We start from the raw sequence: 17,864 nt of genomic DNA on the forward strand, positions 1-17,864 counted from the left end.
TCACTTCTCCCTCGGCACCCGTCCCATCAGGTAGAACTCAGGGTTGGGCGGCGTGCCGGTGAGGGTGACCAGGCGGTTGGAGAGGCCGAAGAAGGCGGTGATGGCGCCGATATCCCAGATGTCGTCATGGGTGAAGCCGACCTCGGTGAGACGCGCCTGCCATTCGTCGGTGAGTTCCCCTACCTCCAGGCCGCAGTGCAGGGCGAAATCGAGCATCACTCGGTGACGTTCGCTGAGCGGCGCGGTGCGGTGGTTGATCGCCACTTGGTCGGCCAGCAGCGGATCCTTGCTGTAGATGCGCACCAGCGCGCCGTGGGCTACCACACAGTAGAGGCAACGGTTGCGGGCACTGGTGGCCACCACGATCATCTCCTTCTCCGCCTTGGTGAGGGTGTCGGACTCCCGTTCCATCAGCGCATCGTGGTAGGCGAAGAAGGCGCGGAACTCGTCGGGACGATGCGCCAGCATCAAAAAGACGTTAGGCACGAAGCCGGCCTTCTCTTGCACGGCGAGAATGGCATCGCATATGTCTTCGGGCAGGTCCTGGATCGATTCGGGTACCGGAAAGCGGCTGAGTGGTGCTGGCATGGCGTTATCTCTTGTCGTTGTCACTTCGCTCATGTCAGTTAACGTTAACGTCAACGAAATGTCCATGCATATCGGCCCTACCCCGTTCAAGCCTTCTCCAGCAATGAGCGCGTCACCACCCGGTTGCGGCTAAGTTCCTTGGCCTCGTACATCGCCTGGTCTGCCTGACGATACAGCGCCATGGCCGAGGGCGCCTGACGGTAGTCGCTGCAGCACACCAGCCCGAAGGAAGCGGTCACGACGCCATGGCGCGATTTCTTATGCGGGATCTGCAATTGCTGGAGAGAATGACGAAAGCGTTCGAGGGCAAACTGCCCCGCTTCCAGCGAATCGGCTTCCAGCAGAATGCCGAACTCCTCCCCTCCCAGGCGGAACAGCCTGTCACCGGCCCGGCGAAAGTGCGCCCTGAGCAGCTTGCTGACCTCGATCAGCACCTCGTCGCCGGCCTGGTGGCCATAGGTATCGTTGAACAACTTAAAGTCGTCGATATCCATCATGGCGAACAACAGCGGTTTGTCGTCGCGCTGATGGCGCAGAATCTCCTCGCTGAGCAACGTCTCGAACTGGCGCCGGTTGAGCAGCCCCGTCAGCGGATCCGTTCGCACCATGGCGGCCAGCCGCTGGTTGGCTTCCTCCAGTTCCTGGGTGCGCTCATTTACCTGGGTCTCGAGCTGCTGACTGAGGGAGCGCTGCAGCTCGTAGGTTTCGCGTTCCGCCGCCAGCTTGGCCCGCTTCAGCCGGCTGATCTTGCAGGCCAGACCGAAGGCCAGCAGCAGGAAGCCAAAGGCCGCACCCAGCTCCAGCGCATACTCGCTGACGATGCCATAAGGCACGAAACCGCCCAGCCGCAAGCAGTAGACCACGCTGCCCACCAGCAAACCGCCCCAGGCCACCAGGAAGACCCGCGCCAGGCTGTCGCGCCGATGCCCGAGCCAGATGGCGGTGCCAAGCAGCAGCAGCGCGTAAACGATACCCAGCGGAACCAGGGCGCGCAGTACCCAGGCGAAACGGTCGGCGAAGACCGGCAGCACGGACAACAGAATCAATCCCGTCAGCCACGCGAATAGCCGGGCCAGGCGCGGCGCCTGTTGTCGCAGGTTCAGGTAATCGATGCTGAATAGGGTCAAGGCGCCGTACAGCAGACCGGCACTCAACAGCAGCATCTGCTGATTGAAGCGCGGCCACTCCGGCCACAGGAACTGGTAGCCGAACCCTCGCAGGGTGAAGTTGAACAGCAGGAAGGCGCCCAGGTAGAGCACGGAATGCAGAAAAGCCCGCTCGCGTGTGGCGATAAAGGTCAACAGGTTGTAGATCAGCAGCGCCAGAAGTCCGCCATAGAGCAGGCTGTAGGCCATCAACTCGCCCTGGGTGCGCTCGAGGAAGCTGACATCGTCCATCAACAGCAGCGGAGTGGCGGGTATTAGTCCATCGTGGCTCGAGAGGCGCACGAGGACCTGGCGTGTCTCTTCCGGCCCCACATGGAGCGGCAACACGAAGGAGCGATGCCCAATGGGACGTGAAGCAAACGGGCGGCGGCTACCGGTATGCCACTGCTGTACCACCCTGCCCTGCTCGTCCACCGCATAGGCGTCGACGAAATCGGGCAGCGGCGAGGCCAGTTCGAGCAGTCGCCGCAGGGGGCCGGAGAGCCGTTCTGTATTTCCAGCCTCAGCCACCAGGCCGAATCGGTGAAACCGAACTTGGGCGTCTCCTGCTGCAAGGGCTGCCAGGGTAGTGTTGCGCTCGCCTCCAGCACCTCGTCGATGCCGAGCCGATTCGCTTCGTCCTCGAACACCGACACCTGCGGAGCGGGATTGAGAGTGGTGGCAGGCTCGGTAATGTCGATGGCAGCCTGAGCCTGCCACGCAGGCAGCCAGGCAAATAGCCAGAAAAGAACGGCCATCCCTTTGGCCAAGCCGGCTGGCATCCCGGCAAGCGCGTAGCGCATGGGCACAAGGCCTCCATGATCGTGTCCTTACGATCCCTACACCTTAGCATCATTAGGGCGGCACCACTGCGCCGCAACGAGCACCTACGCAAAGGCCCCGCCTCTGGGACGGGGCCTCGACTTCCTCGTGGGACTTCGTCAGCTCAACGAGATGGTGCTGTTGATGCCGCTGGAGACGTTCTCCGGCTCGAACCAGCGTGCGGTGACAGTCTTGGTCTGGGTCCAGAACTGGATCGCCTGCTTGCCGTTGGGGCCCAGGTCGCCCAACTTCGAGCCGCGCGAGCCGGTGAAGCTGAAGTAGGCCACCGGCACCGGAATCGGCACGTTGATGCCGACCTGGCCGACGTCGATGTCGGTCTCGAAGCGGCGCGCCACCCAGCCGGAGTTGGTGAAGATCGAGGTGCCGTTACCGTTGGGGTTGGCATTGATGAACTCGATCGCCTCATCCAGGGTATCGACACTGACCACGCACAGCACTGGGCCGAAGATCTCCTCGCGGTAGATAGTCATCTCCGGCTTCACGTCGGCAAACACGGTGGCACCGACGAAGTTGCCGTCCGGGTAGCCCTCCACCTGGCAGCCGCGGCCATCGACCAACAGCTTGGCGCCCTCTTTCTCGCCGGCGTCGATCAGGCGTACCACGCGGTCGCGGGCGGCCTTGGAGACCAGCGGGCCGAGATCGGCGTCACGCTGGGTGCCCGGCCCCACCTTCATGTTGCGCGCCCCCTCGACGATATCGTCGAGCCATGCCTTGGCCTCGCCCACCAGCACCACCACCGAGTTGGCCATGCAGCGCTGGCCGGCAGCGCCGAAGGCGGAGCCCAGCAGGTTGTTGATCGCTTGGCTGCGGTTGGCGTCGGGCATCACGACACAATGGTTCTTGGCACCCATCATCGACTGTACCCGCTTGCCCGCCTCGGAGGCGCGGCGGTAGATGTGGGTGCCCACGTTGGTGGAGCCGATGAAGGAGAGCGCCTTGATGTCGGGGTGGTCGCAGATCTGGTTGGCCACGTCGGGGCCGCCGTGCACCACGTTGAGCACGCCGGCCGGCACGCCCGCCTCATGGGCCAGCTCGACCAGGCGCATGGTGGAACTGGGGTCCTGCTCGGAGGGCTTGAGCACGAAGGTGTTGCCGGCGGCGATGGCCAGCGGGAACATGAAGCAGGGCAGCATGATCGGGAAGTTGAAGGCGGTGATGCCGGCGCCCACCCCCAGCGGCTGGTTGAGGGTGTAGACGTCGACCTCGCTGGCCGCGTTTTCGGCTAGCTCGCCGAGCTGCAGCGAGGTGATGGAACAGGCGTGCTCTACCACCTCCAGGCCACGGCCTACCTCGCCGGCAGCGTCGGGCAGCGTCTTGCCGTGCTCCTCGGTGATCAGTGCGGCAAGCTCCTCGGTATGCTCACGAATCAGCGCCTGGAACTTGAGCATGATGCGCATGCGCTTGGCCAGCGGTGTCTTGCGCCACTCCTTGAACGCGGCCTTGGCACTGGCCACGGCGCGATCGACCTCCTCGGCGGTGCAGAACGGCACCCGCGCCACCACTTCCTGGGTAGCGGGATTGACGACGTCTCGCCACTCCTGGCTCTTGGAGGGGACGGCCTGGCCGTCGATGTACATGGAAATTTCGCGAACGGACATGGCGGTATTCTCCTGTCGTGCTTGTCATCGTTATAAGGCTGAGCCGGGTTAGACTTTATGTGTAGAAATACACGAAATATGATTAATTTGAGTCTATAGACCCGCCCGCCGGCGTGACAATGCGTACTTATTCACAAGATTTGTGCAAAAATGCACAACCAACCTCGCGTACAGAGTGGGCCAATGCTCGACTGGCAGGACATCCAGATCTTTCTCGAAGTGGCACGCAGCCAGCGACTCACCGACGCCGCCCGGCGCCTGGGGCTGGACCACTCCACACTGTCGCGGCGCACCCGTCGCTTCGAGCAGAAACTCAATACCCAGCTCTTCGAGCGTAGCACCCATGGCTACCATCTGACCGAGGCCGGCCAGCAGCTGCTTGCACATGCCGAAGAGATGGCGCGCCACGCCTTCGAGGCGGGCGAGAGCCTTTCCGACAAGAACCGCCAGCTCAGCGGCCAGATTCGCCTGGGCGTGACCGAAGGCTTCGGCACCTGGGTGATCGCCCCGCTGCTCTCGGCCTTCTGCGAGCGCCACCCGGGGATCACCCTGGATCTGTTGGCCCTGCCGCGGGTGGTCAACCTGAGCCGTCACGAGGCCGATCTGGCGATCACCGTGGAGCGCCCGGCAAGCCAGGGGCTGGTCATCTCGCGGCTGTGCGACTACCGCCTGCGTCTCTACGGCAGCCAGAGCTACTTCCGCCGCCATGGCCGCCCGGCACGGCTCGACGAACTGGGCCGCCACCGGCTGATCGGCTACGTCGACGACCTGATCTTCAGCGAGCAGTTGAGCTACCTCGACCCGCTGCTCGATCCTGCGGTGGTGGGCACAACACCGCATTTCTCGATTCGCAGCACCAGCGTCACCACCCAGCACGCCGCCGCCCTGCAGGGGGCAGGGCTCGCCGTGCTTCCGTGCTTCATGGCCGAGACCGGAGACCGGCTCGAGAGCGTGCTAAACAAAGAAGTGGAGATCGTGCGCCAGTTCTGGATCACCTCACGCCAGGAGCAGCGCCGCCTGGCGCGGGTGAGGCTGCTGTGGGATTTCCTGCGTGAGGCGTTGGAGGCCAACCAGGCGCTGTTGATGGGTGAGGCGCGGGAGCTGGTGCTGCCCAGCGCCTGAGCTCCACTACCCAGCCGCAACGCCCAGCCGCGCTCACGTCACCGCCCCGCGCTGCTGAAAGCGCGGCGCGAGATACTCGCCTTCGGCAAGCACCTCACGCAGATGCCGCGCCGCCTGCCAGACGTCCTCATGGCTCAGGTAGAGCGGCGCGAAGCCGAAGCGCATCAGTCCCGGCTCGCGGTAGTCGCCGATCACGCCGCGCTCTATCAGCGCCTGGACGATGGCATAGCCAGGGTTCGGGGCGTTGGAAGAGCCATGGTTCGACACCACCAACCCTACCTGGCTGCCGCGCTGAGCCTCCGGCGGCGTGATGTCACTGATGCCATGCTCGTCCAGGCAGTCACTCAGCGACTCGCGAAACAGATCAATCAAGCGTTGGCTCTTGTGGCGTAGCGCAGCGAGATCCACCTCCTGCCACAGGGTCAGCGATGCTTCCAGCGCCGCGAAGGCGAGGGGCGAATGGGTACCGGTGCGGAATTGCGAGATGCCTGGCGCCGGCGCGTAGTCGGCTTCGAAAGCGAATGGTGCCGCGTGCCCCAGCCAGCCCGAAAGAGGCTGCCAGCCCCGGTTCTGACAGTCACGCCGCACGTAGAGAAAGGCCGGCGCGCCGGGGCCGCCATTGAGATATTTGTAGGTACAGCCCACCGCGTAGCGCACGCCGCAGGCGGCGAGGTTCACCGGCAGGGCACCGGCCGAGTGGGCCAGGTCCCAGACGACCTCGGCGCCGCTGGCATGGACCTGCCTGGTGATCGCCGCCATGTCGCGCAGGCGCCCGGTGCGATAGTGCACGTGGCTGAGCACCACCGCCGCCACCCGCTCGTCGAGATAGGCATCCAGCGGCTCGCCTTCCGGCACGACCCGATGCTCGAAGCCGCCGAAGCGACAGAAGCCCTGGGCGATGTAGCCGTCGGTGGGAAAGTTGCCCCCTTCACTGAGGATCACTGGCCGCGCCCGTCCCTGTCCCTCGGTGATATAGCCCAGCTGCTTGTAGAGGTTGTGGGTGATGGTGTCGCTCACCAGCACCTCGGCCGGCGCGGCGCCGAGCAGCGGCGCCAGCCGGTCGCCGAGCCGCTCGGGGCGTCGAACCAGCCCTGGTTCCAGCCCTGGATCAACGAGTCGCGCCACTGCGCCATCAGCGCTTCGACGGCCTCGGCAGCAGCCACGGGCTGGGCGCCCAGGGAGTTGCCGTCGAGATAGATCGCCCCCTCCGGCAGCGCGAAGCGTGACTTGAAAGTCGCCAGCGGGTCCTGGCGGTCCAGCTCACGGACATCATCGAGAGTCAGGGGCATGATCGGCTCCGGCAAGGGGAAACAAGGATCGGGAAGCGGCGATCAACCAGCTCACGCCGCTAGCCTTCCAGCTCGCGCAGAATGGCGCGCACCGGCGCGGCATCGGCCCCGGCCAGTTTCAGCGGCAGGGCGACCAGCTCGTAATGGCCCGGCGGTACCGCGTCCAGCACCAGCCCTTCGAGGATCGCCATGCCGTGGTGCCGCACCCGATGGTGCGCTAGCAGTGCACTGTCCACTTCGGGATCGAGCGAAGGCGCATCCACGCCGATCAGCCTGGCACCACGCTCGGCCAACAGGTCGATGCTCTCCGGCGCGAGAGTGGTGAAGTCGCTGCGCCACTCGTCGTGAGGGAAGCGCGCCCAGGTACGTAGCAGCACCCGTTCGACGCTTTTCGGCAACACGGGCAGCAGGTGCTCGGGACGTACCGTCGGTACCGCATGGCGCATGTCCAGCACCACGCAGGGGCCAATGTAGCGGGACAGGTCCACCTCATCGATCGGCTGGCCGTCGGCCGCGTAGTGGCTCGGCGCGTCGGCATGGCTGCCGGTGTGGGTGGAGAGCGTCAGGCGCGAGACGTTGACCGGACAGTGCTCACCGAGCACCCAGCTCGGCTCGCGGGCGAAGGCCGTATCGCCCGGCCACACCGGCATGCCGGGGCGCAGCGGCTGGGAGATGTCATGGAGCCGGCTCACGAGGCGCCCTCCTCGAGGGTGGTGCGCACCGACCACAGCTCGGGGAAGAACTGCAGGTCCAGCGCCTTGGCGAGATACGAGGCCCCGCCGGTGCCGCCGGTACCGGGTTTCTGGCCGATGATGCGCTCCACGGTCTTCAAGTGGCTGAAGCGCCACTGCTGGAAATGGTACTCGGTATCGACGAGTTTCTCGGCCAGCTCATAGAGTTCCCAGTGACGCCCGACATCGCGATAGATATCCGCCCAGGCCTGCTCCACCTCGGTGCTGGGCCGGTAGGGCTCCGACCAATCGCGTTCGATCACCGACTCGGGAAGGTCGAAGCCGCGCCGCGCCAGCAGCTGAAGGGTGATGTCGTAGAGGCTGGGCGCATGCAGCACTTCGCGGAGCCGCTGATAATGCGCCGGATGCCGACGGTGCACCTCGACCATCGCTGCATTCTTGTTGCCGAGCAGGAACTCCAGCTCGCGATACTGGAAGGACTGGAAGCCCGAGCTCTGGCCCAGGCTGTCGCGAAAGCGCGCGTAGTCGGCCGGCGTCATGGTCACCAGCACCTCCCAGGCGTTGATCATCTGCGCCTGGATCCGAGCCACCCGGGTGAGCATCTTGAACGCCGGGCGCAAGCGGTCGGCGGCGATGTTGGCGGCGGCGGCATGGGCCTCATGCAGGCACTGCTTGAGCCACAGCTCGGAGACCTGATGGATGACGATGAACAGCATCTCGTCATGCTCCGCGGTACCCGGCTGCTGGGCCGACAGCAGCGGCCCCAACTGCAGGTATTCGCCGTAGCTCATCGGCTGGTCCCAATGGACGCCCTCCTGCGAGAGGTCCAGCGCACCGCCGCGCGGCGCTTCGTTGCTCTTCCTCGTCATGGCCGCTCCCGTCCTGTCCGGCTGTCTATCGACAGTGTACGAAGGGAGTTCACCCCAAGGCCACCGACGCCTATCCGCGGGGTGCCCCCGTCGTCAACAGTAGCGCCACCGTGAGCAGCAACAGCCCCATCAGCACGCCCTCGGTGGCGATGCTGCGGCGCAGCCGGTGCTTGGCCCCCGGCACACCGCGCTCGATGGCCGGGACCAGGCGCCACTTGTTGAACGCGCCCAGCGCGAGCAGCAGGACCACCAGCCCTAGTTTCAGCATCAGTACCTGGCCATAGGCGGAGCCCAGCAGGGAGGCGGGACGCCCCTCCACCAGCCAGATCGCCAGGCCGCCCCCGGCGAGCAGCAGCAGGGGGATCAATACCAGCCCGAGGCGCCCGAAACGGCGCAGCAACCGCACCGGAGGCGTGCCGCGATGCTGCTCGCCGGCCAGGCGATACAGCGGCGACAGGGCGGCCAGCCAGAAAGCCGCGACGAGTAGATGAAGCATCAGCAGGCCGCCCAGGCGGAAGTCGCCGCGGGTATGCCCCACCTGGGCGAAGGCCAGCAGCGCCAGGGCCGCACCGACCAAGCCGACCCCTTGGCGCACAGCGAGCCATCGTCCTTCCCATAGGCTGAGTTGCAGCAGCAGGAACCCGGCTACAGCCAGAAAGAGGCGATGCCCTTGGGGCTTTCCGCTACGATTCGAAGCAGGATCGGGTCTCTCGCCGCGGCCAGGCTACCACCGCCCAGATAGGCGGCCTGCAGCGGCCAGAGCAGAAGCACCAGGCCGATGCCCGCCCAGGCAGCCACCAGGCTGACACGCCGCAGGGTCCGCTCCTCGAAGGACGGCAGACTGGGGAACGCCAGGCGGAACAGCAGGCCGCCCACGGTTAGCAGAGCGGCGCCATAGAACCCCGCCGATACGACGACGCGCCCGGCCGTCCAGACATCCAACCCGAGGAGGATTTGGCCAATCACTCCTGCACCGAGAAGCGGTAGTCTCCCGACATGGTATGGCCGTCCCCGGCAAGGCCGCGCCAGATCACCCGATACTCGCCCGGAGCCAAGACATTGGCCGGCCGCGCCTCATGGTGTTTTCCCATCTCACCGACGGGCGCATCGCTCAGCTCGACTCCCCCTTCTGGGCCGGAGACCTCGAACTGGGTGATCCGCAGCGGCGCATCGAAGCGGAGCTCGAAGCGCTCCGGCGATACCTCGACACTTTCGCCTTCCACCGGCACCTGATCGATCAGATGGGCATGGGCCCAGAGCGGCTGGCTCATCAGTCCTAGCCATGCCACGACGCCCCAACGCAAGGCGTGCTTGCCTCTTGCTGCCATTGTCTTCGTTCTCTCCCTGGAATAACCGCGATGCATGCCGGTGCAGCCCGGCGCCTCGGCCATCATGTCGCGATCCACGCTCGGAACCAAGTGACAGTGACAAGCTGCCGCGGCTCATCTCAGGTCCCGCAGAAAGTACGGAACACCCGCTCGGTGGGCTCGGCCGGTCGCGTGTACTCCTCGCGTCCGGGCTGGTCGTCGAAGGGATGGGTGATGACTTCGAGCAGCGTCTCGAAGGGGCCGTAGTCGTTCTCGTCCATGGCCGCGGTGAGCGCCTGCTGTACGCGGTGGTTGCGCGGGATGAAGGCCGGGTTGGCCAGGCGCATTCGCCGCGCCCGTTCGTCTTCGGTCCACAGATCCTGGGCCAGGCGTTGGCGCCAATCCTCTAGCCAGCCAGCGATCTCCTCCGGGCGTTCGAACAGCGCGATCAGCGAGGCTTCGGCCTCACGATTCTCGGCGGCGTCCGCCAGGCGGCGGAAGGTCAGGGTGAAGTCGGCACGCCCCCGGTGCATGATCGCCAGCAGCGCCTCGGCCAGCGCCTTGTCGCCGGGCTGTGCCCGCTCCAGGCCGAGCTTGGCCCGCATCACCGCGAGCCACTCCTCTTCGTAGCGCTCCGGAAAACGCTGCAGCAGCTCGGTGGCAAGCTCGATTGCCCGGTCGGTGTCGTCGTCGATCAGCGGCAGCAGGGTTTCGGCCAGCCGCGCCAGGTTCCACTGGGCAATCCACGGCTGGTTGGCGTAGGCGTAGCGACCGCCTTCATCGATGGAGCTGAACACCATCTGCGGGTCGTACTGCTCCATGAAGGCACAGGGACCGAAGTCGATGGTCTCGCCCGAGATCGAGGTATTGTCGGTATTCATCACGCCGTGAATGAAGCCGACACCCATCCACTTGGCGATCAGCGCCGCCTGGCGTGCCTGCACCGACTCCAGCAGCCCCAGGTAGCGCTCGCCACCCTTGCGTTTCGTGAGTTCCGGATAGTGCCGTTCGATGGCGTGATCGGCCAACTCGCGCACGCCGTCGATGTCGCCGCGGGCGGCGAAGTACTGGAAGGTACCGACGCGAATATGGCTGGCCGCCACCCGGGTGAGAATGGCGCCCGGTTCGGGAATGCCGCGCACCACGTGTTCGCCGGTGGTCACTGCGGCGAGCGCCCGGGTAGAGGGAATGCCCATGGCATGCATCGCCTCGCTGACCAGGTACTCGCGTAGCACCGGGCCCAGCGGCGCACGCCCGTCTCCGCCGCGGGAGAACGGCGTGCGCCCGGCGCCCTTGAGCTGAATGTCGCGCAGCCGACCGTCGCGGTCGGTCACCTCGCCCAGCAGTACCGCACGGCCGTCGCCCAGTCGCGGCACGAAGCCACCGAACTGGTGCCCGGCATAGGCCTGGGCCAGCGGCTCCGCGCCGCGCGGCACGACATTGCCGGAAAACCATACCGCCGCTTCTTCGGCGTCGAAGGCGGCCAGATCGAAACCAAGCGCTTCCGCCAACGGCCGGTTGAAGGCGATCAGCCGTGGTTCGCGCACGGGCACCGGCTCGAAGCGCTCGTAGAAGCGCTCCGGCAGGCGGGAATAGCGAAGGGTAAAAGCGGGAAACATGACGACTCCACTGACGTTCCTGCCGTCACTGTAGGTGGGCGAAGGGCGAAAATCGAGAGTCTTTGCATGCGCTTACAAGCGACTAGCCGGTTGCGGAAACCGGCCGTTCGAACTCACGGATGCTGGCCACGAAGTCGCTGAAGCGCTCGCCCTGGATCAGCACGTGATCGCGCAGGGCATGCTCCGCCGCGGCCGGGTCGCCCGCTTCGATGGCCGCCACCACGGCCCGATGCTCGCGCAGCGAACTGTGCATGCGCTGGCGAACCTGCAGCTGCAGGCGACGATAGGGCTTGAGCCGCTGCTTGAGCTGGCGCGCCTCGCCGAGCAAAAAGCCGTTGTGACTGGCCCGGTAGATGCAGTCGTGGAAGGCTTCGTTCTCGTAGTAGTACTCATCGGTGTCACCAGCCAGGGCAGCGGCTTCGCAGCGCTCCAGCGCCCCGCGCAGCTCGGCCAGCTCCTCCTCGCTGATGCGCCGCGCCGCCAGCCGCCCGCACATGCCTTCGAGTTCCGCCATGACCTCGAACATCTCGATCAGCTGATCGATGCCCACCCGCGCCACGAAGGTGCCTTTCTTCGACTTGACCGTGACCAACCCGCTGGCTACCAACTGCTGGATCGCCTCGCGCACCGGGGTACGCGACACATTGAACTCGCGACCCAGCGCTTCGGGGTCGAGCCGCTCGCCCGGCACCCGGCGGCCATTAATGATGTCGTTCTCCAGCGAATCCCGCAGGCGCTGTGCGTTGGAGCGCTTGATATCGGAGCGCTTGGTATCGGCCATGGGCACCTCCTCGACGCTTGGCTTTCAACTGTAATGGATTTGACATCGATATACATAGCGTCTATTGAAGTATACATCAGCTCGACTGATAAACATCAAAACAAGCATGATCCCACACAACAACAAATCATGGAGACGCCAAATGCAACGCCAAACCCTAACCGCCCTGGCCGTGGCTCTCGGTCTGTCCCTCGCCTTGAGCGCCACCGCATCCGCCAATACCGTGCTGCGCGCCTCGCATCAGTTCCCCGGTGGCCAGGGCGACGTGCGCGATGAAATGGTGCAGATGATGGCCCGCCAGGTGGCCGAATCCGACGTCGGGCTCGAGATCCAGGTATATCCCGGTCAATCGCTGTTCAAGGCCAACGAGCAGTGGGGCGCGCTGGTGCGCGGCCGCCTCGACATCACCGCCCTGCCGCTGGATTACGCCAGCGGTCGCCATCCGGAGTTCTCCGCCACCCTGATGCCGGGCCTGGTGCGCAATCACGAGCATGCCCAGCGGCTCAACCAGTCCGAGTACATGGACATGATCAAGCAGGTGATCCAGGACAACGGCGCGCGGGTGCTGGCCGATGCTTGGCTCTCCGGCGGCTTCGCCTCCAGCGAACAGTGCATCACCTCGCCCGATACCGTGCGCGGCCAGAACATCCGTGCCGCCGGCCCGGCTTTCGAGCAGATGCTGCAGGCCGCCGGGGCCTCCATCGCCTCGATGCCCTCCTCGGAGGTCTACACCGCCATGCAGACCGGGGTGCTGGATGCCGCCAACACCTCGTCGATGTCGTTCATCTCCTTCCGCCTCTATGAACAGGTGGAGTGCCTGACCGAACCGGGCGATTTCGCGCTGTGGTTCATGTATGAACCGATCCTGATCTCGGAGCAGGTCTGGCAGGGCCTCAACGAAGAGCAGCAGACCGCCCTGATGGAAGCCGGCAAGGCTGCCGAGGAGTTCTTCGCCGCCGAGGCCGCCGCCATCGATCAGGAAATGGTCCAGGTCTACGAGGAGAACGGCATCGAGGTGGTGCGCATGAGCGAGGAGGACTACAACGCCTGGCTCGAGATCGCCCGCGAGACCTCCTACAAGAACTTCGCCGAAAACGTGCCCAACGGCCAGGCCATCATCGACGCGGCCCTCGCGGTCGAGTGACGCCGAACCCTTCCCCGCGTGAGCCGGGCCACCCCAGCGGGTGGCCCCCATTTCGACCCCCGGGAGGACTGCATGGCCATGGCCCACTCTCATCCCCTGACTCAACGAGCCGGCCTCGTCGGCAGCTACATCCGCTTGATGAACCTCCTGTCCCGCGCCAGCGCCTACCTGGCAGCCGTGATGTTCGTCGCTGGCGTGGCGGTGATCTGCCAGATGGTCTTCATCCGTTACGTGCTCGGCATGAGCACCAGCTGGCAGACCGAGTTCACGGTCTTTTCGGTGACCGGCGCCATGTTGATGGGTAGCCCCTACGTACTGATGACCGGCGGCCACGTGGCGATCACGATCCTGCCCGACGCCTTGGGCGGAGTGGCACGCAAGATCATGCGCCTGGTCGCCGCCCTGTGCGGGCTCGCCTTCTGCGCGGCGCTGGCCTACGCCTCCTGGGTCTACGTGATCGAGGCGTACCAGTTCAACTGGCGCACCGGCACCGTATGGAACCCGCTGCTGTGGCCGGGACTGCTGCCGATGGCGCTGGGCACCAGCCTGCTCACGCTGCAGTACGTGGCCGAAATCCTGCGCGGGGAGGAGTGAGCATGGATCCGATCACCCTCGGTATCATCGTCGCCATTGCGCTCATCGTGCTGATGGCCATCGGCACGCCCATCGCCTTCGCCCTGGGCGGCGTCTCGCTGCTGGCCCTGATCTACGATCGCGGCCTGCCGGAACTCGTCTATTTCGGCGAAACCTTCTTCGACCGCATCGCCGAATTCGGCTTCGTCGCCATCCCCATGTTCATCCTGATGGGCGCCGCCGTGGCCTCCTCGCCCACCGGTCGCGATCTCTATCGCTCTCTGGACCTGTGGATGGGCCGGCTGCCGGGTGGGCTCGCCGTCTCCAACATCGGTGCCTGTACCGTGTTCTCGGCGCTCTCCGGCTCGTCGCCGGCCACCTGTGCGGCGATCGGCAAGATGGGCATTCCCGAGATGCGCACCCGCGGCTATCCCGACGGCGTGGCGGCGGGCTGCATCGCCGCCGGCGGTACGCTGGGTATCCTGATCCCACCCTCGGTGACCATGATCATTTACGGCATTTCCACCGAGACCTCTATCGGTCGCCTGTTCATTGCCGGCGTGATGCCCGGGCTGATGCTGGCCGGGCTGTTCATGGCCTGGACCATGATCGCCTGCCGCCTGGCCGGGGGTTACGCCAATCCCATGGCCCAGGCTGCCGCCCAGGTGAAGCAGAACGTCAAGGCCAACGTCGACGCCAACCTCAAGGCGCTGGTTCGCGTGCTGCCCTTCCTGGCGGTGATCGCGGGGATCCTGTTCGCCCTGTACGGCGGCGTGGCCACGCCCTCCGAGGCCGCCGGGGTCGGTGCCTTCCTGTGCGTGGCGCTGGCGGTATTGATCTATCGCATGTGGCAGGTGGGCCCGATCAAGCTGATCATGCGCGACTCGCTGCGCGAGAGCGTGATGATCATGCTGGTCATCGCCTGCGCCGAGGTGTTCGCCTATGCCCTCTCCTCGATGTTCATCACCCAGACCGTGGCCGCGGCCATCGCCGACATGGAGGTGAACCGCTGGGTGCTGATGGGTGTGATCAACCTGTTCCTGCTGGTCGCCGGGTTCTTCCTGCCGCCGGTGGCGGTGATCGTGATGACCGCGCCGATCCTGCTGCCGATCATCCTGGCCGCCGACTTCGACCCCTACTGGTTCGCGGTGATCCTGACCATCAACCTGGAGATCGGCCTGATCACTCCGCCGGTGGGTCTCAACCTGTTCATCATCAAGGGCATTGCACCGGACATTTCGCTGCGCAACATCCTCATGGGTAGCCTGCCCTATGCCCTGTGCATGGTGCTGGGCATCGTCCTGCTGTGTTTCTTCCCAGGCATCGCCCTGTGGCTGCCCAACCTGATCATGGGCTGACGGAGAGCCATCATGAACATGACCTTCCTGCAGGAGCTGTTCAACAGCATCACCCAGCGCGACGCCCTGCTGTGGCGGCGCCAGGGCGATACCGGCGCTCCCGACCACGACCAGATGCTCACCGCCTGCCGGGCGCTGCTGGAGAGCGACGGCGAGGCCTCGAGCATCAGCCTGGCCAGCCGCGCGCTCTCCATGTACAACCGCCTGACGGAGGAGGAGCGCACCCGCTTCTTCGAGGGGCTGGCCAGCGAGTTCGCCGCCGACCCGGCGCGCATCGACGAGGCCTACTCGGCCTACCGGGAGCGGCGCGACAACCGCAGCCTGCAGGCGCTTTTCGATGCTTGCGAGCCACGCCGCCAAGAGCTGTTCCGGCGTCTCAACCTGGCCAGCAACGGCACCTATGAGCTGGTACGCATGCGCGAAGGGCTGCTCGCGCGGTTGCGCGAACGGAGCGACGACGACAGGCAGGAATTCGAGGCCATCGATGCCGACTTCGCCCACCTGTTCGGCTCCTGGTTCAACCGCGGTTTCCTGGTGCTCAAGCGTATCGACTGGAACACCCCGGCCTCGATCCTGGAGAAGATCATTCGCTACGAGGCGGTGCACGAGATTCGCGATTGGGACGACCTGCGTCGGCGTCTCGACGCCCGCGACCGCCGCTGCTTCGCCTTCTTCCACCCCGCCATTGGCGACGAGCCGCTGATCTTCGTCGAGGTGGCGCTGTGCCGGGGCCTGCCCGACCGTATCCAGCCCATCCTCTCGGGGAGCGTGCCGGCGAGCGCGACATCGACGACCCCGAGGCTGCCGACAGCGCCGCCTTCTTCGGCATCAGCAACTGCCAGACCGGCCTGCGCGGCATCTCCTTCGGCAACTTCCTGATCAAGCAGGTGGTCCAGGAGCTGAAGCTGGAACTGCCCCAGCTCAAGCACTTCGTCACGCTCTCTCCGGTGCCGGGCTTCGCCGCCTGGCTGGCCGAGCGCCGTGACGACGACATCCTGCCCGACGAGCTGCGCCAGGTGCTGCATGAGCTCGATGCCCCCGAATGGCACCTCGACCCGGCCCACAGCGAGCGTCTCAAGGCAGTGGTCAAGCCGCTTGCCGCCCGCTACCTGGTCGAGGAGAAGAACGCTGGCGGCCTGCCGCTCAATCCGGTAGCCCGCTTCCATCTCGGCAACGGCGCCGAGCTGCATCGCATCAATTGGCTTGGCGACATCTCGCCCAAGGGCTTGAAGCAGGCCGCCGGGCTCATGGTCAACTATCTCTACGTGCTCGACGACATCGAGCGCAATCACGAGAACTACACCGCCAATGCCACTGTGGTCTGCTCCAGTGGGGTTCGCGACCTCAATCGCCGCGCCCGCAAGATGGCCAAAGGAGAGCCTGCCAAATGAGTCACAACCTCTTCGAAACCTTCGCCGCCCGCATGCGCGACCGTGGCGATGCCGATTTCATCACCACCCGCGAGGGCCGGCGCTACTCCTACCGCGATGCCCTGGACGCCAGCGCCCGCCTGGCCGGTGCGCTGAAAACGCTGGGTGTCGCTCCCGGCGACCGCGTCGCGGTGCAGGTCGACAAGAGTCCTGAGGCGATCCTGCTCTATCTCGCCTGCCTGCGCATGGGCGGCGTCTACCTGCCGCTCAACACCGGCTATACCTCTGACGAGATCCGTTATTTCCTCAACGACGCCGAACCGGCGCTGTTCGTGTGCCGCCCCGCCGCCCTCGAGGAGGCCCGCCGCGTGGCCGGCGAGACCGGCTGCCCGGCGGTGGAGACGCTGGGCACCGACGCCGACGGCAGCCTGCTGACGCTGGCCGAACAGGCCGAGCCCTACGCGAGCATCGAGCCGCGCGAGCACGACGACCTCGCCGCCATTCTCTACACCTCGGGCACCACCGGGCGCTCCAAGGGCGCCATGCTGACCCACCGCAACCTGGGCTCCAACGCCGCCACTCTCAAGGATGCCTGGCGCTTCTCCGCCGAAGACCGGCTGATCCATGCGCTGCCCATCTTTCATACCCACGGGTTGTTCGTCGGCTGCAACGTCACCCTGATGGCAGGTGCTAGCATGCTGTTCCTGCCCAAGTTCGATGCCGACGTGATCTTCGAGGAGATGCCGCGCGGCACGGTATTGATGGGGGTGCCCACCTTCTATACCCGCCTGGTGGCCGATGAGCGTCTCACGCCCGAGGCGACCGCCAGCATGCGCCTGTTCGTCTCCGGCTCCGCCCCGCTCACCGCCGAGACCCACCAGGCCTTCGAAGCGAAGACGGGGCACGCCATCCTCGAGCGCTACGGCATGACCGAGACCAACATGAACCTCTCCAACCCCTACGACGGCGAGCGCCGTGCCGGTACCGTGGGCATGCCGCTGCCGGGGGTGGAGTACCGCATCACCGACCGCGAGACCCACGCGCCGGTACCCCAAGGCGAGATCGGCATGCTCGAGATTCGCGGCCCCAACGTCTTCATCGGCTACTGGCGCATGCCCGAGAAGACCCGCGAGGAGCTGCTGGAGGATGGCTTCTTCGTCACCGGCGACCTGGCCATGACCGACGAGCAGGGCTACGTGCATATCGTCGGTCGCGACAAGGACCTGGTGATCTCGGGCGGCTACAACGTCTATCCCAAGGAGGTCGAGCAGGTCATCGACGAACTGGAGGGCGTGGTGGAATCGGCGGTGATCGGTGTGCCGCACCCCGACTTCGGCGAGGGCGTCACCGCCGTGGTGGTACCGGAGCCGGGGGCCAGGCTGGAGGAAAAGCAGGTGCTTGGCCATCTCGAAGGGCGGCTGGCGAAGTACAAGCAGCCCAAGCGGGTGTTCTTCGCCGAGACCCTGCCGCGCAACACCATGGGCAAGGTGCAGAAGAACGAGCTGCGCAAGCGCTATCAGGATATCTATCGCTGATCTTGCGTTCGCCACCCAGGCCAGCCCGGCC

Annotated in this window: 17 protein-coding genes and 2 pseudogenes; 6 read left to right on the plus strand and 13 right to left on the minus strand. The window is 65.6% G+C overall.

Translation table 11 applies throughout. The features are described 5' to 3' along the window. From EKK97_RS18980 to EKK97_RS18990, 4 genes and pseudogenes are all read right to left on the minus strand, one after another. Entirely contained in the window at positions 1–588 is a 588-nt protein-coding gene (locus EKK97_RS18980; RefSeq protein WP_159554311.1) for a peroxidase-related enzyme, read from the minus strand. Between the two features lie 86 nt (positions 589–674). Further along, the gene (locus EKK97_RS18985; protein ID WP_422673578.1) at positions 675–1,985 is read right to left on the minus strand and encodes a GGDEF domain-containing protein; all 1,311 of its coding nucleotides are present in this window, start codon (positions 1,983–1,985) and stop codon (positions 675–677) included. Positions 1,986–2,066: 81 nt separating this feature from the next. After that, positions 2,067–2,536, minus strand: a pseudogene (locus tag EKK97_RS26175) (7TMR-DISMED2 domain-containing protein); the annotation flags it as partial. Positions 2,537–2,674: 138 nt separating this feature from the next. Next, positions 2,675–4,174 carry a CoA-acylating methylmalonate-semialdehyde dehydrogenase gene (locus EKK97_RS18990; RefSeq protein WP_159554315.1) on the minus strand — a complete coding sequence of 500 codons (1,500 nt, stop codon included), beginning with the start codon at positions 4,172–4,174 and terminating at the stop codon, positions 2,675–2,677. A 183-nt stretch (positions 4,175–4,357) separates the two neighbouring features. Between EKK97_RS18990 and EKK97_RS18995 the strand changes: the two genes are divergently transcribed. After that, positions 4,358–5,296: a LysR family transcriptional regulator gene (locus tag EKK97_RS18995; RefSeq protein ID WP_159554317.1), complete on the plus strand. Its 939-nt coding sequence runs from the start codon at positions 4,358–4,360 to the stop codon at positions 5,294–5,296. 33 nt (positions 5,297–5,329) lie between these two features. Here EKK97_RS18995 and EKK97_RS19000 read toward each other — a convergent pair whose 3' ends face one another. From EKK97_RS19000 to EKK97_RS19030, 9 genes are all read right to left on the minus strand, one after another. After that, positions 5,330–6,313, minus strand: coding sequence for an aminotransferase class V-fold PLP-dependent enzyme (locus EKK97_RS19000; RefSeq protein WP_236551289.1), 984 nt, complete (start codon positions 6,311–6,313; stop codon positions 5,330–5,332). Continuing rightward, positions 6,310–6,585 carry a hypothetical protein gene (locus EKK97_RS25040; protein WP_236551290.1) on the minus strand — a complete coding sequence of 92 codons (276 nt, stop codon included), beginning with the start codon at positions 6,583–6,585 and terminating at the stop codon, positions 6,310–6,312. Before EKK97_RS25040 ends, EKK97_RS19000 begins: the two co-directional genes overlap by 4 nt. A gap of 59 nt (positions 6,586–6,644) precedes the next feature. Then, positions 6,645–7,277, minus strand: a complete 633-nt coding sequence (gene kynB, locus EKK97_RS19005; protein WP_159554319.1) for an arylformamidase — start codon at positions 7,275–7,277, stop codon at positions 6,645–6,647. After that, complete coding sequence (gene kynA / locus EKK97_RS19010; protein WP_159554321.1) at positions 7,274–8,146, minus strand: tryptophan 2,3-dioxygenase; 873 nt, start codon at positions 8,144–8,146, stop codon at positions 7,274–7,276. The genes kynB and kynA overlap by 4 nt, the downstream gene beginning before the upstream one ends. 70 nt (positions 8,147–8,216) lie before the next feature. Continuing rightward, on the minus strand, positions 8,217–8,741 hold the full coding sequence (locus tag EKK97_RS23960; protein ID WP_201296925.1) for a CopD family protein: 525 nt from the start codon (positions 8,739–8,741) through the stop codon (positions 8,217–8,219). 50 nt (positions 8,742–8,791) lie between these two features. Then, positions 8,792–9,112, minus strand: a complete 321-nt coding sequence (locus EKK97_RS23965) for a hypothetical protein (RefSeq protein WP_201296926.1) — start codon at positions 9,110–9,112, stop codon at positions 8,792–8,794. Continuing rightward, entirely contained in the window at positions 9,109–9,417 is a 309-nt protein-coding gene (locus EKK97_RS19020) for a copper resistance CopC family protein (protein ID WP_159554323.1), read from the minus strand. The genes EKK97_RS23965 and EKK97_RS19020 overlap by 4 nt, the downstream gene beginning before the upstream one ends. 176 nt (positions 9,418–9,593) lie before the next feature. Then, positions 9,594–11,072: a protein adenylyltransferase SelO gene (locus tag EKK97_RS19025; protein ID WP_159554325.1), complete on the minus strand. Its 1,479-nt coding sequence runs from the start codon at positions 11,070–11,072 to the stop codon at positions 9,594–9,596. An 82-nt stretch (positions 11,073–11,154) separates the two neighbouring features. Next, positions 11,155–11,853: a GntR family transcriptional regulator gene (locus tag EKK97_RS19030; protein WP_159554327.1), complete on the minus strand. Its 699-nt coding sequence runs from the start codon at positions 11,851–11,853 to the stop codon at positions 11,155–11,157. 142 nt (positions 11,854–11,995) lie between these two features. On the opposite strand from EKK97_RS19030, the gene dctP reads away from it, so the two are divergent. The 5 genes and pseudogenes from dctP (at position 11,996) to EKK97_RS19055 (ending at position 17,833) form a co-directional block, all read left to right on the plus strand. Continuing rightward, on the plus strand, positions 11,996–12,997 hold the full coding sequence (gene dctP, locus EKK97_RS19035) for a TRAP transporter substrate-binding protein DctP (protein ID WP_159554329.1): 1,002 nt from the start codon (positions 11,996–11,998) through the stop codon (positions 12,995–12,997). A gap of 72 nt (positions 12,998–13,069) precedes the next feature. Further along, positions 13,070–13,591 carry a TRAP transporter small permease subunit gene (locus EKK97_RS19040; RefSeq protein ID WP_159554331.1) on the plus strand — a complete coding sequence of 174 codons (522 nt, stop codon included), beginning with the start codon at positions 13,070–13,072 and terminating at the stop codon, positions 13,589–13,591. 2 nt (positions 13,592–13,593) lie between these two features. After that, positions 13,594–14,928 carry a TRAP transporter large permease gene (locus EKK97_RS19045; RefSeq protein WP_159554333.1) on the plus strand — a complete coding sequence of 445 codons (1,335 nt, stop codon included), beginning with the start codon at positions 13,594–13,596 and terminating at the stop codon, positions 14,926–14,928. Between the two features lie 12 nt (positions 14,929–14,940). Beyond that, a pseudogene (locus tag EKK97_RS19050) lies at positions 14,941–16,319 on the plus strand (malonyl-CoA decarboxylase). After that, positions 16,316–17,833, plus strand: coding sequence for a malonate--CoA ligase (locus tag EKK97_RS19055; RefSeq protein ID WP_159554335.1), 1,518 nt, complete (start codon positions 16,316–16,318; stop codon positions 17,831–17,833). The pseudogene EKK97_RS19050 and the gene EKK97_RS19055 overlap by 4 nt, the downstream one beginning before the upstream one ends. The last annotated feature ends 31 nt before the right edge of the window (positions 17,834–17,864 follow it).

Source organism: Billgrantia tianxiuensis (assembly GCF_009834345.1).
GTDB lineage: Bacteria > Pseudomonadota > Gammaproteobacteria > Pseudomonadales > Halomonadaceae > Halomonas > Halomonas tianxiuensis.

What these genes read in the sequence shown, in the direction of transcription:
- EKK97_RS19045 (WP_159554333.1), top strand. Translation starts at nt 13,594, where the DNA reads ATGGATCCGATCACCCTCGGTATCATCGTCGCCATTGCGCTCATCGTG.
- EKK97_RS19030 (WP_159554327.1), bottom strand. Translation starts at nt 11,853, where the DNA reads ATGGCCGATACCAAGCGCTCCGATATCAAGCGCTCCAACGCACAGCGC.
- EKK97_RS25040 (WP_236551290.1), bottom strand. Translation starts at nt 6,585, where the DNA reads ATGCCCCTGACTCTCGATGATGTCCGTGAGCTGGACCGCCAGGACCCG.
- EKK97_RS18985 (WP_422673578.1), bottom strand. Translation starts at nt 1,985, where the DNA reads ATGGACGATGTCAGCTTCCTCGAGCGCACCCAGGGCGAGTTGATGGCC.
- EKK97_RS18995 (WP_159554317.1), top strand. Translation starts at nt 4,358, where the DNA reads ATGCTCGACTGGCAGGACATCCAGATCTTTCTCGAAGTGGCACGCAGC.
- EKK97_RS19025 (WP_159554325.1), bottom strand. Translation starts at nt 11,072, where the DNA reads ATGTTTCCCGCTTTTACCCTTCGCTATTCCCGCCTGCCGGAGCGCTTC.
- EKK97_RS19020 (WP_159554323.1), bottom strand. Translation starts at nt 9,417, where the DNA reads ATGAGCCAGCCGCTCTGGGCCCATGCCCATCTGATCGATCAGGTGCCG.
- dctP (WP_159554329.1), top strand. Translation starts at nt 11,996, where the DNA reads ATGCAACGCCAAACCCTAACCGCCCTGGCCGTGGCTCTCGGTCTGTCC.
- EKK97_RS19040 (WP_159554331.1), top strand. Translation starts at nt 13,070, where the DNA reads ATGGCCATGGCCCACTCTCATCCCCTGACTCAACGAGCCGGCCTCGTC.
- EKK97_RS19055 (WP_159554335.1), top strand. Translation starts at nt 16,316, where the DNA reads ATGAGTCACAACCTCTTCGAAACCTTCGCCGCCCGCATGCGCGACCGT.
- kynA (WP_159554321.1), bottom strand. Translation starts at nt 8,146, where the DNA reads ATGACGAGGAAGAGCAACGAAGCGCCGCGCGGCGGTGCGCTGGACCTC.
- EKK97_RS18990 (WP_159554315.1), bottom strand. Translation starts at nt 4,174, where the DNA reads ATGTCCGTTCGCGAAATTTCCATGTACATCGACGGCCAGGCCGTCCCC.
- EKK97_RS18980 (WP_159554311.1), bottom strand. Translation starts at nt 588, where the DNA reads ATGCCAGCACCACTCAGCCGCTTTCCGGTACCCGAATCGATCCAGGAC.